The 15,559-nt window shown below is 69.8% G+C and carries 13 protein-coding genes, 1 tRNA gene and 2 pseudogenes; 13 read left to right on the top strand and 3 right to left on the bottom strand.

The window, feature by feature from the left end; genetic code table 11:
- From ACFQ4O_RS08820 to ACFQ4O_RS08800, 5 genes and pseudogenes are all read left to right on the top strand, one after another.
- Nucleotides 1-238, top strand: a pseudogene (locus ACFQ4O_RS08820) (hypothetical protein); the annotation flags it as partial.
- Between the two features lie 20 nt (nt 239-258).
- Entirely contained in the window at nt 259-561 is a 303-nt protein-coding gene (locus ACFQ4O_RS08815) for an urease subunit gamma (RefSeq protein ID WP_378775329.1), read from the top strand.
- A 10-nt stretch (nt 562-571) separates the two neighbouring features.
- Nucleotides 572-877, top strand: coding sequence for an urease subunit beta (locus tag ACFQ4O_RS08810; RefSeq protein ID WP_378775328.1), 306 nt, complete (start codon nt 572-574; stop codon nt 875-877).
- 51 nt (nt 878-928) lie between these two features.
- Nucleotides 929-2,641 carry an urease subunit alpha gene (gene ureC / locus ACFQ4O_RS08805; protein ID WP_378775327.1) on the top strand — a complete coding sequence of 571 codons (1,713 nt, stop codon included), beginning with the start codon at nt 929-931 and terminating at the stop codon, nt 2,639-2,641.
- A 143-nt stretch (nt 2,642-2,784) separates the two neighbouring features.
- Nucleotides 2,785-4,050 (top strand): lytic murein transglycosylase, encoded by a 1,266-nt coding sequence (locus ACFQ4O_RS08800; protein WP_378775326.1) that lies wholly within the window; start codon nt 2,785-2,787, stop codon nt 4,048-4,050.
- Between the two features lie 12 nt (nt 4,051-4,062).
- Here the strand turns inward: ACFQ4O_RS08800 and ACFQ4O_RS08795 are convergent, their stop codons facing one another.
- Both ACFQ4O_RS08795 and ACFQ4O_RS08790 read right to left on the bottom strand, forming a co-directional pair.
- Entirely contained in the window at nt 4,063-4,380 is a 318-nt protein-coding gene (locus ACFQ4O_RS08795; RefSeq protein ID WP_378775325.1) for a hypothetical protein, read from the bottom strand.
- Between the two features lie 413 nt (nt 4,381-4,793).
- Nucleotides 4,794-4,867 (bottom strand) — tRNA-Cys (locus ACFQ4O_RS08790).
- A 188-nt stretch (nt 4,868-5,055) separates the two neighbouring features.
- Here ACFQ4O_RS08790 and ACFQ4O_RS08785 point away from each other — a divergent pair.
- The 4 genes from ACFQ4O_RS08785 to ACFQ4O_RS08770 all read left to right on the top strand — a co-directional run bounded on the left by ACFQ4O_RS08785 (nt 5,056) and on the right by ACFQ4O_RS08770 (nt 8,534).
- Nucleotides 5,056-5,700 carry a protein-L-isoaspartate O-methyltransferase family protein gene (locus tag ACFQ4O_RS08785; protein WP_378775324.1) on the top strand — a complete coding sequence of 215 codons (645 nt, stop codon included), beginning with the start codon at nt 5,056-5,058 and terminating at the stop codon, nt 5,698-5,700.
- A 160-nt stretch (nt 5,701-5,860) separates the two neighbouring features.
- Nucleotides 5,861-7,288 (top strand): TolC family outer membrane protein, encoded by a 1,428-nt coding sequence (locus tag ACFQ4O_RS08780; protein WP_378775323.1) that lies wholly within the window; start codon nt 5,861-5,863, stop codon nt 7,286-7,288.
- A gap of 138 nt (nt 7,289-7,426) precedes the next feature.
- Nucleotides 7,427-8,017, top strand: coding sequence for a PopZ family protein (locus tag ACFQ4O_RS08775; protein ID WP_378775322.1), 591 nt, complete (start codon nt 7,427-7,429; stop codon nt 8,015-8,017).
- 13 nt (nt 8,018-8,030) lie between these two features.
- Nucleotides 8,031-8,534 carry a GNAT family N-acetyltransferase gene (locus ACFQ4O_RS08770; RefSeq protein ID WP_378775321.1) on the top strand — a complete coding sequence of 168 codons (504 nt, stop codon included), beginning with the start codon at nt 8,031-8,033 and terminating at the stop codon, nt 8,532-8,534.
- Between the two features lie 111 nt (nt 8,535-8,645).
- On the opposite strand, the gene ACFQ4O_RS08765 is transcribed toward ACFQ4O_RS08770, so the two are convergent.
- Nucleotides 8,646-11,156, bottom strand: a complete 2,511-nt coding sequence (locus ACFQ4O_RS08765; protein WP_378775320.1) for a TonB-dependent receptor — start codon at nt 11,154-11,156, stop codon at nt 8,646-8,648.
- Between the two features lie 406 nt (nt 11,157-11,562).
- On the opposite strand from ACFQ4O_RS08765, the gene ACFQ4O_RS08760 reads away from it, so the two are divergent.
- From ACFQ4O_RS08760 to ACFQ4O_RS08745, 4 genes and pseudogenes are all read left to right on the top strand, one after another.
- A complete protein-coding gene (locus tag ACFQ4O_RS08760) occupies nt 11,563-12,546 on the top strand; it encodes a DUF808 domain-containing protein (protein ID WP_378775319.1) in 984 nt (327 codons plus the stop codon).
- Nucleotides 12,547-12,891: 345 nt separating this feature from the next.
- On the top strand, nt 12,892-13,725 hold the full coding sequence (gene cysE, locus ACFQ4O_RS08755) for a serine O-acetyltransferase (protein WP_378775318.1): 834 nt from the start codon (nt 12,892-12,894) through the stop codon (nt 13,723-13,725).
- Between the two features lie 58 nt (nt 13,726-13,783).
- Nucleotides 13,784-15,172, top strand: coding sequence for a family 2B encapsulin nanocompartment shell protein (locus ACFQ4O_RS08750; protein ID WP_378775317.1), 1,389 nt, complete (start codon nt 13,784-13,786; stop codon nt 15,170-15,172).
- Nucleotides 15,159-15,559: pseudogene (locus ACFQ4O_RS08745) on the top strand (hypothetical protein); the annotation flags it as partial. The gene ACFQ4O_RS08750 and the pseudogene ACFQ4O_RS08745, both read left to right, overlap by 14 nt.

Here is a 15,559-nt window from a genome sequence, read left to right as displayed (position 1 = left end):
CGGCGACGGCGCGGTCGCGGTCGCGAGCCTGCTGCTGGTCGGGCCCCAATCCGAGGCGCGGCTCGCGCCCTTGCGCGCGGCGCTCGATCCCGCGGAGGTGGAATGGGGCGCCAGCGCCTTCGACGGTTGCGTGGCGGCGCGCTTCGTGGCTCGCTCGGCGCCGGCTCTGCGGCGCGCTCTGGGCCGCGCCGTCGAAAGCCTGTCCGGGCGCCGCCCGCCCCGCCTGTTCGCGTTCTAGCCGCCGAGGATGATCCCGCGATGAACCTGACCCCCCGCGAAAAGGACAAGCTGCTGATCAGCATGGCCGCCCTGGTGGCGCGGCGGCGGCTGGAGCGCGGGGTGAAGCTCAACCACCCGGAAGCGGTGGCGCTGATCGCGGATTTCGTGGTGGAGGGCGCCCGCGACGGCCGCTCCGTCTCCGACCTCATGGCCGCCGGCGCGAAGGTGCTGACCCGCGAGCAGGTGATGGAGGGCGTGCCCGAGATGATCCACGACGTGCAGGTGGAGGCGACCTTCCCGGACGGCACCAAGCTCGTCACCGTCCACCAGCCGATCCGCTGAGGAACGCCGCATGATCCCCGGAGAGATCTTTCCCGCCGACGGCGACATCGAGCTCAACGCCGGCGCGCGGGCGGTGACGCTGGAGGTGGCGAACACCGGCGACCGGCCGGTGCAGGTGGGCAGCCACTATCATTTCGCCGAGACCAACGCCGCGCTCGCCTTCGACCGCGCCGCCGCCCGCGGCCTGCGGCTCGACATCGCCGCCGGCACGGCGGTGCGGTTCGAGCCCGGCCAGAGCCGGGAGGTCACGCTGGTGCCCTTCGCCGGCGACCGGAAGGTGTTCGGCTTCCGCGGCGATGTGATGGGGTCGTTGTGACCGCCGTTTCCTCCCGCCGCCATCGCTGACGCTCACAACGGGACCGCGCCCATGCCCGCCAGGATTTCCCGCTCCGCCTATGCCGACATGTTCGGGCCGACCGTCGGCGACCGCCTGCGGCTCGCCGACACCGAACTGATCGTCGAGGTGGAGAAGGACTTCACCACCTATGGCGAGGAGGTGAAGTTCGGCGGCGGCAAGGTGATCCGCGACGGCATGGGCCAGTCGCAGGCGAGCCGGGCGCAGGGCGCGGTGGACACCGTGATCACCAACGCGCTGATCATCGACCATTCCGGGATCGTGAAGGCGGATGTGGGCCTGAAGGACGGGCGCATCGCGAAGATCGGCAAGGCCGGCAATCCGGACGTGCAGCCGGGCGTCGACATCGTGGTCGGGCCGGGCACCGAGGTGATCGCGGGCGAGGGCAAGATCCTCACCGCCGGTCTGATCGACGCCCACATCCATTTCATCTGCCCCCAGCAGGTGGACGACGCGCTGTGCTCCGGCGTCACCACCATGATCGGCGGCGGCACGGGGCCCGCCACCGGCACGGCGGCCACCACCTGCACGCCGGGGCCGTGGCATCTGGCGCGGATGATCGAGGCCGCCGAGGCGCTGCCGGTGAACCTGCTGTTCGCGGGCAAGGGCAACGCCTCGCTGCCCGCCGCGCTGGAAGAGCAGATTCTCGGCGGGGCCGCCGCCCTCAAGCTGCACGAGGACTGGGGCACCACGCCCGCCGCCATCGACTGCTGCCTCTCGGTCGCGGACGAACTCGACGTGCAGGTGATGATCCACACCGACACGCTGAACGAGAGCGGCTTCGTGGAAGACACCGTCGGCGCCTTCCGGGGCCGCACCATCCACGCCTTCCACACCGAAGGCGCGGGCGGCGGCCACGCGCCGGACATCATCAAGGTGGCGGGGCTGAAAAACGTCATCCCGTCCTCCACCAACCCGACCCGGCCTTACACGGTGAACACGCTGGACGAGCATCTCGACATGCTCATGGTGTGCCACCACCTCGACGCCTCCATCGCCGAGGACGTGGCCTTCGCCGAGAGCCGCATCCGCAAGGAGACGATCGCGGCCGAGGACATCCTGCACGACCTCGGCGCGCTCTCCATCATCTCGTCCGACAGCCAGGCCATGGGCCGGGTGGGCGAGGTGGGGCTGCGCACCTTCCAGACCGCGCACAAGATGAAGGTCCAGCGCGGGCGGCTGAAGGAGGAGAGCGGCGACAACGACAACCTGCGCGTGCGCCGCTACATCGCCAAAGTTACCATCAACCCCGCCATCGCCCACGGGATCTCGCCCCATGTGGGCTCGGTCACGGAGGGCAAGCTCGCCGATCTGGTGCTGTGGTCGCCGGCCTTCTTCATGGTGAAGCCGGATCTGGTGCTGAAGATGGGGGTCATCGTCATGGCGCCCATGGGCGACCCCAACGCCTCCATCCCCACTCCGCAGCCGGTGCATTACCGGCCCATGTTCGGCGCGCTCGGCCGCTCGCTGCTGAAATCCTCCGTCACCTTCGTCAGCCAGGCGGCGCTGGACGCGGGGCTGAAGCAGAAGCTTGGGCTGACGCGCGAACTCGTGGCTGTCTCCAACACCCGCGGCGGGATATCCAAGGCGAGCATGATTCTGAACGACGCCACGCCGGTGATCGAGGTCGATCCCGAAACCTACGACGTGCGCGCCGACGGGGAGCTTCTCACATGCGAACCGGCCGACGTGCTGCCCATGGCCCAGCGCTACTTCCTGTTCTGAAGGTCGGTCTGATCCACCGGCTCCTGCGTCATGCCCGAGCTTGTCTCGGGCATCCACGACGTGAGCGCTGGGGCAGTCGGCATGCGGACAGTCGTGGATGCCCGGCGTTCGCCGGGCATGACGGCTTTCCGGCAAAGTCTTCGATGCCAGCCACGCGGTCTCTGACAAAGGTGGCGGCCGTCTTCCTCGGGCTTCTCACTTTCGTTTCCCCTGCCACGGCGCAGGAGTTTCCGGCCGCCCAACGGCCTGCGGTCGAAGCCTCGTTCCAGAGCTGGCTGAGGAGCGCCGTGCTGCCCGCCGCGCGCAAGGCGGGCGTGGGCGAGCGCGCCTTCGACGAGGCCTTCGCCGGCGTGACGCTGGACTGGTCGCTGCCCGATCTCGCGCCTCCCGGCGCGCCGAAGCATCAGGGGCCGCAGCGCCAGCCGGAGTTCTCCGACCCTGCGCGCTATGTGGCGGAGGCGAACCTCGCCGGGCTGATCCCGGAGGGGCGCAAGCGCCTCGCGGCGGACGCCCGCGCCTTCGCGGAAGCCGAGAAACGCTACGGCGTGCCGAAGGAGATCGTGGCCGCCATCTGGGCGCGGGAGTCCCGCTACGGCTCGGTTCCGATCCGGGGCGACGCCATCCGCAATCTCGCCACCCAGAGCTTCATGGGCGCGCGCAAGGAGCGGTTCTTCCCCGAGCTGATCGCGGCGCTGAAGATCCTCGACGGCGATCATCTGACCCGCGCCGAGATGAAGAGCTCCTGGGCCGGCGCCATGGGGCAGCCGCAGTTCCTGCCGTCCAAATTCCTCGAAAACGCGGTCGATCTGGACGGTGACGGCCGGCGCGACATCTGGCGCTCCAACGCCGACACCATCGGCTCCATCGCTCATTACATGCAGGTTCACGGCTGGACGCGCGGGCGCGCCTGGGGCGGGGAGGCCAGCGTGCCGGCTTCCGTCTCCTGCACGCTGGAGGGGCCGGACCAGGGCCTCGCGCTCGGCGAATGGCGCCGGCTCGGCGTGCGCCGGATCGATGGCGGCGACCTGCCGGGGGAGGCGGGGCGCAAGACATTCCTGCTGGCGCCGGCGGGCCGGGCGGGGCCGATGTTCATCGTCTCCGAGAACTTCTACGCCATCAAGCAGTACAACGAGTCCGACCTCTACGCCCTGTTCGTGGCCCATCTGGCGGACCGCTACGGCCAGGGCGGCCCCATCCGCGGCGCGTGGCATGCGGCGGCCAAGGGCTTCGACCGGGCGGACGTGGCGGCCATGCAGCTTCGGCTGCAGACGCGCGGCTACGACGTGGGCAAGCCCGACGGGCTGGTCGGGTTTCGCACCCGCGTCGCCATCGGCCGCTGGCAGGAGGCGAGGGGGCTCGCGCCCACTTGCTGGCCGGACGCGGAGACCGTGCGCTCCGCCGGGCGCTGAGACGGACCGCGCTCAGGCGGCCTCGAGCCGCCGGCGGAAGTGATCGCCGAGCGCGGCGAAGAACAGCCGCTGGCTGTGAAGCTCCGCCTCGCTCGGCTGGCCGCGCTTGGCCTCGTCGGGGGCGGCGAGCGCGATGGTCGCGGCGTCGAGCCGCTCGATCAGCGCGGTGAGGTAGCGCGCGGCGTTCACGGTCGGGGAATCGATCAGGCCCTCCAGCCGCTCCGCCAGCGCCGTCACGCGCTCGTCCAGGTCCGGGCCGCCCTCGGCGGCGTAGGCCGCGGCCTCCCCCGCCGCGATCTCCATGATCTCGCCAACGCTGATCGTCGTCATCGCCGCGCTCCACATTCGTGTTGTCGGTCGCTCAGAACCCAATCCGGTCTTGGTTGACGAAGCGTTAACGCTGACGGCCGCCGCCCGGCTCCCAGTCTGGAATTGGATCGGTCACAAACACCCCGCGGCTTCGTGACGTGCGTGTGAGCCGGGCCGCGGCTAGCCTCCCCTCATCGCTTCGGGATCGCTGGACACGGGCTCGATGGCGATCAGCCCGCCCGGCTCCGCCGCGGCGGGCTTTTTTCGTCCGCCCTGTCTCACAACATCGCAGATCGAACCGACCGCCCGCGAATCCGCCGGGCGGGCGGGGCCCCGCGCGCCCGGATCAGACGGCGCCGGTCACATGCCTGTCAGCGCGCGGAAACGCGCTCCGCGAACCGTCGCGGGGAACTGCGTCAAGCGGCTGGAAAAAGTGGAGGCCACGCCCGGAATCGAACCGGGATACAAGGATTTGCAGTCCTCTGCGTAACCATTCCGCCACGTGGCCTCGGGCTGTGCGAAGGAGTGGGCGGATCGAGCGCCCGAAACGGCTTCGCGGAACGGCGCGCCCTCCATAGCGCGGGGGCGGGGGCTCCGCAACTCGCGAGTACGCCATGTTCTTGCCAGCGGCCCGGCGGTGGCGCAGAACAGAGCGCGACGGCGCGCCAAGCCGTTTGCGACGTGAGGATGACGGAAATGACGGAGTTCGAGCGCCTGCGCACCGGCATGGTCGATGGCCAGATTCGCGTGGCCGACGTGACCGATCGTCGTGTGCTCGCCGCCTTTCTGGCTGTGGAGCGCGAGCGTTTCGTGCCCGCCGACCGGCGCGACATCGCCTATCTCGACGTCCGCACGCCGCTCGGGGGCGGGCGCGCCATGGTGGAGCCGATGATTCTCGCCAAGCTGGTGCAGCTTGCGGACCCGAAGGAGGGCGAGCGCGTGCTGGTGGTGGGCGCGGGCCTCGGCTATTCGGCCGCCATCTTCGCCCGTCTGGCGGGCTCGGTGGTCGCGCTGGAGGAGGCGCCGTTCGCCGACGCCGCCCGGCAGGCGCTCGCTGGCGTGGACCGCGTGAGCGTGGTCGAGGGCGGGCTCGCCGCCGGCGCGCCGGGCGAGGGGCCTTACGACATCATCTTCTTCGACGGCGCGGTGTTCGAGGGGCTGGACGCGTTCGCGTCCCAGCTTGCCCCGAACGGCCGCATCGTGGCGCCCGCGGGCCGCGCCCGGCCGACCAAGGCCACCGTGTTCCGCGTGACCGGGGCCGAGCTGACCGGCGTCGCAGCCTTCGACGCCGCCGCGCCCACCCTGCCCGGCTTCGAGCCGGTGGAGGCGTTCGCGCTTTAAGGCGCCTGTGGCGCCGTTGCGCCACCTGTTCGCCATTTGTGGACAAATGACAAGCGGGCGGCTTTCCCGTCATGGGTAAGCCGTTAGGATGCCTCCGGGACGCGTCATGCAGGCCGAAACGGGAAATTCCGGCGGCGGCATTCGAAATCCGGTGAGTATCATGTCGACGAGCGAAGCCTCTCGCCGCAGGCGCCTAGCGCTTGGCCTGTCCGCAGTGGCCTTCGGCGCCGCTCTTTCGGTCGGCTGGGCGGGCGGCGCTGCGGCCCAGACGCTGGAAAGCGCGCTGTCGCGCGCCTACGGTTCGAACCCGACGCTGAACGCCCAGCGGGCGCAGGTGCGCGCGGTGGACGAACAGGTTCCGCAGGCGCTGTCGGGCTATCGCCCCATCGTCTCCGCGACCGTGGACGCCGGGGCCCAGCGCTCCCGCGTCAAGGCCGAGACCTCGACGGGGTTCGGGACCACGACCACCGTCACGCAGAGCGAGACCACCTATCCGCGCGGCGCCGGCGTCGCGGTGCAGCAGAACGTCTTCAACGGCTTCCAGACCCGGAACTCCGTCCGCACCGCGGAATCGAACATTCTCGGCGCACGCGAGACGCTGCGGAACGCCGAGCAGAACGTGCTGTTCGACGCCGCCCAGGCCTTTATGGACGTGCTGCGGGACTTCGCGATCCTCGACGTGCGCCGCAACAACGTGCAGGTGCTGGAGGAGGAGCTGCGCGCCGCGCGCGAGCGCTTCCAGGTGGGCGAGGTGACGCGCACCGACACCGCGCAGGCGGAGGCCGCGCTGCAGGGCGCGCGCTCCGAGGTGAGCGCGGCGGAGTCCCAGCTCAACACCAGCCGCGCCACCTACCGCCAGATCGTGGGCGAGGACATCTCCCGCCCCCGCACCGCGCGCTCGGTGGACAAGCTGCTGCCGAAGTCGCTGCCGCAGGCCATCGGCCTCAGCCAGGCTCAGCACCCGGCCATCCGCGCCGCCTTCCACGGCGTGGACGCCGCCACGCTCCAGATCCGGGTCGTCGAGGGGCAGCTTCTGCCCTCGCTCAATCTGGAGGCCTCGTTCCAGCGCCGCTACGACGAGAGCTCGTACAAGAACATCACCGCGGGCTCAGTGGTCGGCCGGCTGACGATCCCGATCTACGAGGGCGGCTCGGTCTATTCGCAGGCCCGTCAGGCCAAGGAGACCGCGGGCCAGCGCCGGCTCGAGGCCGACGTGGCGCGCGATCAGGTGCGGCAGGCGGTGGTCTCCGCCTGGGGGCAGGTGCAGGGCGCGACCGCGCAGATCACCGCCGCCCAAGCCCAGATCGAGGCGTCGCAAACCGCCCTGAACGGCGTGCGCGAGGAGGCCAAGGTCGGCCAGCGCACCACGCTCGACGTGCTCAACCAGCAGCAGTTCCTGCTGAACGCGCGTCAGGCGCTGATCGTCGCCCAGCGCGACCGGGTGGTCGCCTCCTACGCGCTGCTGTCGGCGGTGGGCTGGCTCTCCGCCGACCGTCTCGGCCTGAAGGTCGTCCGCTACGATCCGAACGTCCATTACGATCAGGTGCGCGACAAGTGGATCGGCCTGCGCACCCCGGACGGCCGCTGACGTCAGGTGTGGGCGAGCCGCGTCCTCCGCTTGTCCGCGGGGGCGTGGAGGCGCGATACTCCGCGGCGGACGGGAACGGCGTCCGGCGCCGATTCGTAACCGGCTGCGCCGGCGTTCCCGGCGGCGAGCGGAGACACAATGAGCAACACCGCGAGGGCGCATGAGCCGACGATGGAGGAGATTCTGGCCTCCATCCGGCGCATCATCTCCGACGACGAACCCAACGCCGGCGCCAGGGAGACGACTGCCGTGAAGTCTGCGGAGAAGCTGGAGCCCAAGGCGTCGCTGGGGCAGGACGACATCGACGCCATGCTGGCGTCCTTCGACGAGCCCGCCGCGCCCGAGCCGGAGAAGCCCGAGCTGCGCCGGTTCGACGGCCCGACGCGCGCCGGCGGCCGCATCGAACTCGATCACGACGTGGACGTGTTCGAGCTGACCGACGACATGTCGGCCGAACCCGCGCCGCAGGTGCAGGATCTCGCGCCCCCGCCGCCTCCCCCGTCCTCGGGGCAGGACCGGCTGCTGTCGCAGGCGACCGATCAGGCGGTGAGCGCGGCCTTCGGCTCGCTCGCCAACACGATCCTGTCCAACAACGGGCGCACGATCGACGATCTGGTGAAGGAGATGCTGCGTCCGCTGCTCAAGAGCTGGCTGGACGACAATCTGCCCTCGCTGGTGGAGCGGCTGGTGCGGCAGGAGATCGAGCGCGTCGCCCGCGGCGGCCGCTGATCCGCCGATTCCCATGACGGAAGAGAACGGCGCGCTCGTCATCCGGCGCGCCGACGCCTCCGACGGCGACGCCATCTGGGACGTCATCCGGCCGACCCTGCGCGCGGGCGAGACCTACGCGCTGCCACGCGACATATCCAAAGCCGAGGCGCTCGCCCTCTGGCTCGCCCCCGACCGCGAGACCTATCTCGCGGAGGACGGCGGCCGGGCGCTCGGCGTCTCCTATCTCCGGGCGAACCAGGGCGGCGGCGGCGCGCATGTGGCGAATTGCGGCTACGTGACCGCGCCCGAAGCTGTCGGCCGGGGCGTCGCCCGCGCGCTCTGCGCCCACTCGCTGGCGCGCGCCCGGTACCGGGGCTTCCGCGCCATGCAGTTCAACTTCGTGGTCAGCACCAACGACCGCGCGGTGCGCCTGTGGCGCTCCTTCGGCTTCGACACGGTCGGCGTGCTGCCGGACGCCTTCGAGCACCCGACGCTCGGCGTCGTGGACGCGCTGGTGATGCACCGGCGGCTCTGATCGGCCCGCGCGGAGCGGCGTCGACCTTCCTTTGCTTCGTCCTCAAAACGCAAAAGGCCGGCCCCGCGAGGAGGCCGGCCTTCGATCGTGTCGCCCGTGCAGTCGGGCGGATCAGTACTTGGTGGCGAGCACCGGGGCGGCGTCGGCGCCGAACTTCAGGTTCAGGCCCACATAGAGCGACAGCGGACGCGCCGGGGTGATGGAGCGCGGGTCGGTGAGCTCCAGGAAGCTGATGTCGTCGGTCTCGAAGAAGGTCGCGTTGGTGGCGTACTTCTTGTTGAACAGGTTCTTCACGCCGCCGAACACGCGCAGCGCCTCGGTGACCTGGTAGGACGTGTTCAGGTTGAACACCGCATAGCCGGCGAGCTTCGGGTTCGAGTTGTTCTCGTCGCCGAGATAGTACTGGCCGCTCATCACGGTGGCGTCCATGCCGACCGTCCACTTCGGCGTGACGCGATAGGCGGCGCCGAACTTGAACTGATGGTCCGGGATGCCCGTCAGCCGGTCGCCCTTCTTCACATGGATCTCGCCGTCGCGAAGATCGTCGGCGGCCGCCGCCGCGACGGCGACGCGATCGTCATCATCGTCGTCGTCTTCGCCATAGCCTTCGGAGTTCGGGTTGTTGGGCGAGGCGAGGTTGATGGCCTTGCGGAAGGTCGCGTCCACATAGGCGTAGTTGGCGTAGACCGCCCAGGCCTCGGTCGCGAACTGGGCCGAGAGCTCCACGCCCTGCCGGCGGGTCTTGCCGACGTTGGCGAAGTAGCCGCGGCCGGCGATGTTGCTCGGGACGTTGAGGATGTCGTCCTTGTTGTTGGCCTGATAGAGGCCCGCACTCCAGTTCAGCACGCCGCCGGCGACGTCGAGCTTGCCGCGCACGCCTACCTCGCCGGTGCGGGTGACGACCTGATCCAGCGGGGGATCGGACACCAGCGTGGATTCGAGCGGGCAGGGGATGTCCGGGTTCGAGCAGCCGAGCTCCAGCGCGGTCGGGGCGCGGTTCGTCTCCGAATAGGAGGCGTAGCCGGTGATGGCGGGCGTGAACTTGTAGGTCAGGCCCGCCATGGGGTTGAAGCGCTGGAAGGTGTGCTTGCCGTCCAGGTTGGGGCCGAACCGGTTTCCGTCCTCGTCCTGCGGGAAGTACGGGCTCTTGTCGTTGATGATGAGCCGGGCGTAGTTCCAGCGCGCGCCGATGGTGGCGGAGAGCTGCTCGGTCAGGTCGAGCGTGTTGATCGCGTAAAGACCCACATAGTGGTTCTTGGCGGTCAGATCGACCGGCAGGATGCCGCCGGGAATGGTGGTGTAGTAGAAGTCGCCGGTCCCGATGCACTGCAGGTTTTCGGGGATGATGCAGAGCTCGCTCCAGCCGCGGAAATCGGTCTTGCCGAAGTCGTAGGCGCCGCCGACCACGAAGTGGTTCTTGCGGCCGAAGATCTCACTGTCGTTGGTGGCCTGCAGCGTGCCGCCGGCCCCCGTGGTGCGGATGGCGGAGCGCTCGATCGAGCCCGGCGTGTTGCCGGCGACGAAGTCGTCCGCGTCCAGCGGGAAGCCCGGGTTGGTCACGGGCCGGCCGGTGACGCGGTCGCGCACGATCAGGCGGGGATCGCCCTCCTCCGCGCCGAAGTCGTCCGCTTCGAGGCAGAGCTTGGTGGGATCGTCCTCGCAAACGCGGATGTCGGTGTCGTTGCCGTCCACGCGGTCGGAGGTGTAGCGGCGGTAATAGGCGTTGGCCTGCAGGGACCAGGCGTCGGTCACCTGGAACTTGCCCTGCAGGTTCAGCAGGCCCATCTGGTTTTCGTTGATCTGGTCGCCGGTGTAGACGTTGCGGCGGCGCTCATCCAGCAGCTGGAACGGGGTGGGGCCCACCACGCCGAGCTTGGAGTCCGAGTACGAGAAGTTAAAGTGGATCTCGGCGTTCTCGTTGCGGTAGCCGATGTCGCCGAAGGCGCGCTTGTAGTTGGAGGCCGAGAAGTCGCGCCAGCCGCCGTCCTTGCCGCCCTCGATGGCGAGGTAGCCCGCCCAGTTGCCGACCTGCTTGCCCCACTGGGCGCTGCCCTCGTAGCGGCCGAAGGAGCCGGCCTGGGCCTCGATCTCGACGCCGTCGAAGGTGAAGCCGCTCTTGGTCTGGAAGCTCAGGGCGCCGCCGAGCGCGTTCAGGCCGAAGATCGGGTTGTTGGTCCACACGTCCACGCGGTCGATGGCGACCTTCGGGATCAGCTCGTAATTGACCGTGTCGCCGAAGGCCTCGTTGATGCGCACGCCGTTCTGGTAGACCGCGAGGCCCTGGGGCGCGCCGTTCTGCTGCGAGGACTGGAAGCCGCGGAAGAACAGGTCCTGGTTGAACGGGTTGCCGGTGACGTCCGAGAGGTGAACGCTCGGCGTGCTGTTGGCGAGGCCGCGCTGCACCGTCGGCTCCTGCGAGGCGCGGAGCTGATCGGTGGTGATGGTGGTCACGTTGGCCGGGAACTTATCCCGGTCCAGCCCGTCGCCGCCGAGCGGGGTCGAGCCGATGACGTCGATCTCCGGCAGCGCGATCGCGCCGTCCTGCGCGAACGCGCTCGTCGCAAGAGCGAGAGCCAGCCCGGATGCGCCGAACAGTGCGGCGCGCGCGATTCCTGAACGCATTTGGCGGTTCCCCCGGCCCATACAGCCACGAGTTCGACTCGTGTTGGCCACTTTTATGCCTGCGTTGGGGCGACCGGCAATTCTCCCTATTTCGTGAGGGACATATAGCAACAATGTGATGCTCATAAGCAACATAAGATAATAAGTGAAAGATAATAATTGCCATTGCGGGCCACATCTCGAGTCGGCTGCGCGCTTAAGCTTCGGGGTCGCGCCATGCTCTCATTCGATCTGCGGCGCGCATGATCTCCCGAACCGTGCTGGTGACGGCGTCCGCTCGCGTGTGGCCCCGTCTGCGACCGCTGCGACCGCATCCGCGGCCTGACGTCTCAGCGGTCCACGTTCCGGCGCGGCGCTCTATACTGTCGCCGATCGCCGACCGGATCGGCGCCGGGGGACCAGCCACATGAGCATCGGACTGATCGCGCTTCTCGATGACGTGGCGGCCATCGCCAAGATGGCCGCCGCCTCGCTCGACGACGTGGCGGCGCAGGCGGCCAAGGCGGGCGCCAAGGCGGCCGGCGTGGTGATCGACGACGCCGCCGTCACCCCGCGCTATCTGGTCGGCTTCGCCGCCGCCCGGGAACTGCCGATCGTCTGGCGCATCGCGCGCGGGTCGCTGAAGAACAAGGTGCTGATCCTGACGCCGATCGCGCTGGCGCTGAGCGCCTTCGCGCCCTGGGCGATCAATCCGCTGCTGATGCTGGGCGGCCTCTACCTCTGCTACGAGGGCGCCGAGAAGATCTACGAGGTCATCGCGCCCCACAAGGCGCACGCCCATGAGCAGAAGCTCGGCGCGCCGGAGGATCCGCAGGCGCTTGAGGACCAGCGCGTCGCAAGCGCGGTGAAGACCGACTTCATTCTCTCGGCCGAGATCATGGCGATCACGCTGTCCGTGGTGCCCGAGGCGAATTTCTGGATGCAGGCGGCGATCCTGATCGGCGTCGGCGTCGCCATCACCGCCGGCGTCTACGGCGCGGTGGCGGTGATCGTGAAGGCGGACGACGTCGGCCTTGCGCTCGCCAAGAACGAGAGCGCCCCCGGCGTGGCGCGGGCCTTCGGGCGCGGGCTGGTGGCGAGCATGCCCGTCTTCCTCAAGGGCCTCGCGATTCTCGGCACCGCGGCCATGCTGTGGGTCGGCGGCGGCATCGTCGCGCACGGGCTCGAGGTCTATGGCGTGACCGCGCCGGCGCACCTCATCCACGACATCGCGGTGGCCGCGGCGCGCCTCATCCCGGCGGCGTCCGGCGCGGTGGAATGGCTGGTCACGGCGGTCGGCTCAGGCCTGTTCGGCCTTTTGCTCGGCGCGGCGCTCATTCCCGTCGTGGGCTATGCGCTCGCGCCGCTGGTGCGCCGGTTCACCAAGGCCCGCGCCGCGCCCGCGCACTGAGCGTCCCGCCCCGCGCATGCCCGACAGCCGCCCGCGCGGGGCGGCTGTTTTTCTCCTGTCATGATCGGCGTCGTACCCCTGCGGCCGTCGACGGCCGCTGTCCGGCGCGCCGCGAGGACGCCGGATCGCAATCGCAAAACGACGCGTCAGTCTTTCTACTAAATCCAGATTTTATGTAGAAAAATATTGACGGCGGTTTGGCCGGCTTGTCCAATCGTGATTGCAACAGGGGACGGGGCGAACGCATGGCGAGAGCGAACGGGCATCAGGCGAACGCGACGCCGACGTTTCGGGCGCCGTCGGGCGTTCGCCGGGCGCATGCGGCGACGCTGAGGACGGCGCGCCATGGTCGCTGACGTTCTCCAGCTCGAAAGCGCCGCCAAGCAGCAGGACGCGGCCAGTCTCTGGGCCGAACTGCGCGCCGAAGCCGAAGCCGCGATCATCGAGGAGCCGCTCTACGCGGGCCTGATCCAGGCCACCATTCTCGACCAGCGCGACATCTGGCGCGCCTTCGCGCACCGGCTGGCGCATCGGCTGGGCGACGGCGACCTGCCGCGACTCGCGGTGCGGGACCTCTGCGTTTCGGCCTTCTCAGCCAACCCGCCGGCGCGGCTGAACGTGGTGCGCGACCTCCGCGCCATCCGCGAGCGGGACCCGGCCTGCCGCCGCTTCCTCGATCCGTTCCTGTTCTACAAGGGCCTTGCCGCGCTCGAGGCCCATCGCGTCGCCCACTGGCTCTGGCACGAGGGGCGCGCGACGCTCGCGCTGCACCTCCAGAGCCGCATCTCGGAAGTGTTCGGCGCGGACATCCATCCCGCCGCCCAGATCGGCGGCGGCGTGTTCCTGGATCACGCCACGGCGCTCGTGATCGGCGAGACCACGGTGGTCGCCGACGACGTATCGATCCTCCAGTCGGTCACGCTCGGCGGCAGCGGCAAGCAGAGCGGCGACCGCCACCCGAAGATCGAGCGCGGCGTGCTGCTCAGCGTCGGCGCCAAGGTGCTCGGCAACATCCGGGTGGGTGAGGGCGCCCGGGTCGCCGCCGCGGCCGTGGTTCTCCACGACGTGCCGGCCCACACCACCGTCGCCGGCGTGCCCGCGCGCGTCATCGGCGCCACCGGCGGCACGCCCGCCTTCAGTCTCGATCAGATGTTCGGCAGCTACGGCGAGGGCATCTGATCGCCGCGTCCCTCACGGGCGCGACGTTCTCTCTTCCTGACAACGGGGTTTTTAAGACATGAGTTCTGGTCTCAGCGTCAGCGCTTCGGCCGCGCGCAATCTTGCGACCGCGACCGTCACGTCGGTGCAGAACGCGGCAAACACGCCGCGATGGGTGCATAAGCTTCTTCCCTGGGTGGATGTCGCGGGCGGCGTCTACCGCGTGAACCGCCGCAAGGTGGTTCTGGCCCAGCCGGGCCGCATCGCCTTCGACCAGTCCGGCGAGGAGCCGGCGATCCGTCCGGCAAGCCTGCGCAACGTGCCGCTGCTGAGCCGGGTGGGCGACGCCGAGTTCGCCTCCATCGCCTCCAGCGCCAAGGTGGTCCGCTTCAAGGCCGGCGAGACCATCCTCGAGCAGGGCGAGACCGCGAAGATCTTCTACGTGGTGGTGGAGGGCGCGGTGGAGCTGACCTTCGCCGGCCCGTTCAAGGGCCGCCTGCGTCACGGCCTCGCCGGCAGCGGCGACTATTTCGGCGACGCCGCCATCTCGGGCGAGGCCGGCGCCAGCCCGCACGCCAAGGCGCTCTCCGCCGTGACGCTGCTCGCGATCGACGCCGACGCCTTCGACGGCGAGATCGTGCGCGCCCAGATCGCCCGCCACGTGGAGGAGACGGAGCGGCTCAAGGACCACGCCAACCCCTACGGCGAGCAGGGTATCGAGCTGCGCACGGTGCATGCGGGCGAGCCGCGCCTGCCCACCACCTTCGTGGACTACGAGGAGAACCCGCGCGAGTATCACCTCTCCACGATCCAGACCGTGCTGCAGACCCACACCCGCATCACGGACCTCTACTCCAACGAGATCGACCAGCTGCGCGAGCAGGTGCGCCTCGTGGTCGACGCCGTGAAGGAGCGCGAGGAATGGGAGATCCTGAACAACCGCGAGTTCGGCCTGCTGCATGAGGTTCACCCGCGCTATCAGGTGACCACCCGCAGCGGCCCGCCGACCCCGGACGATCTCGATGAGCTGCTGAGCCTCATCTGGAAGAAGCCGGCCTTCTTCATCGCCCATCCCCGCGCCATCGCCGCCTTCGGGCGCGAGGCCACCCGCCGCGGCGTGCCGCCGGTGGTGGTGCATCTGTTCGGCTCGCCCTTCATCACCTGGCGCGGCGTGCCGCTGGTGCCGAGCGACAAGGTGCCGATCACGGTCGATCCCCACACCGGCGCGGCGTCGAGCCAGATCCTGCTGCTGCGGGTCGGCGAGGGCGAGCAGGGCGTGGTCGGCCTGCAGAAGTCGGGCGTGACGGGCGAAGTCGAGGCCGGCCTCTCGGTGCGCTATTCCGGCACCAACGAGCACTCCATCGCCTCGCACCTCGTCACCCGCTACTTCTCGGCGGCGGTGCTGGTGGAAGACGCCATCGCCCGTCTCGATAACGTGCTGCTGGGCAACTACTATGACTACGCGTGAGGTCCTCACGCTCGGGAACGCCGCGCCGGATCCGGGCGCGGCGTTCCACACCGGGCTGATCGCGCGGCTCGCGAACGAACTCTATGCGGACGGCGCCCCAAGCGCCGTCCAGTCCCCCGGCTTCAACGCCGGGGGAGCGCCGGCGATCCCGTCGCTTCCGGAGGCGCCGTCGGCCGGCCCCGCGCTCGGCGGCGGCGCGCCGTCGGTCCATCCGACCATCGAACCGCTTCGCAGCGGCGAGACCGCGCCGGTCTTCGGCGGCCTCACCCCGCCGACCACGCTGGGCGATCTCTATCCGTCCTTCGCGCAGGACCATCCGCGCGCCAACGCCGTGCTCGACGCTCTGGCGCCCGGGCTTCTGGCGCGGGGCGCGGGCGGGGCGGCGCT

The sequence above is a fragment of the Methylopila musalis genome, assembly GCF_042679725.1.
Taxonomy (GTDB): Bacteria; Pseudomonadota; Alphaproteobacteria; order Rhizobiales; family Methylopilaceae; genus Methylopila; species Methylopila musalis.
The sequence above is the reverse complement of the archived record's forward strand: the minus strand, read 5'-3'. Positions and strand labels throughout refer to the sequence as shown.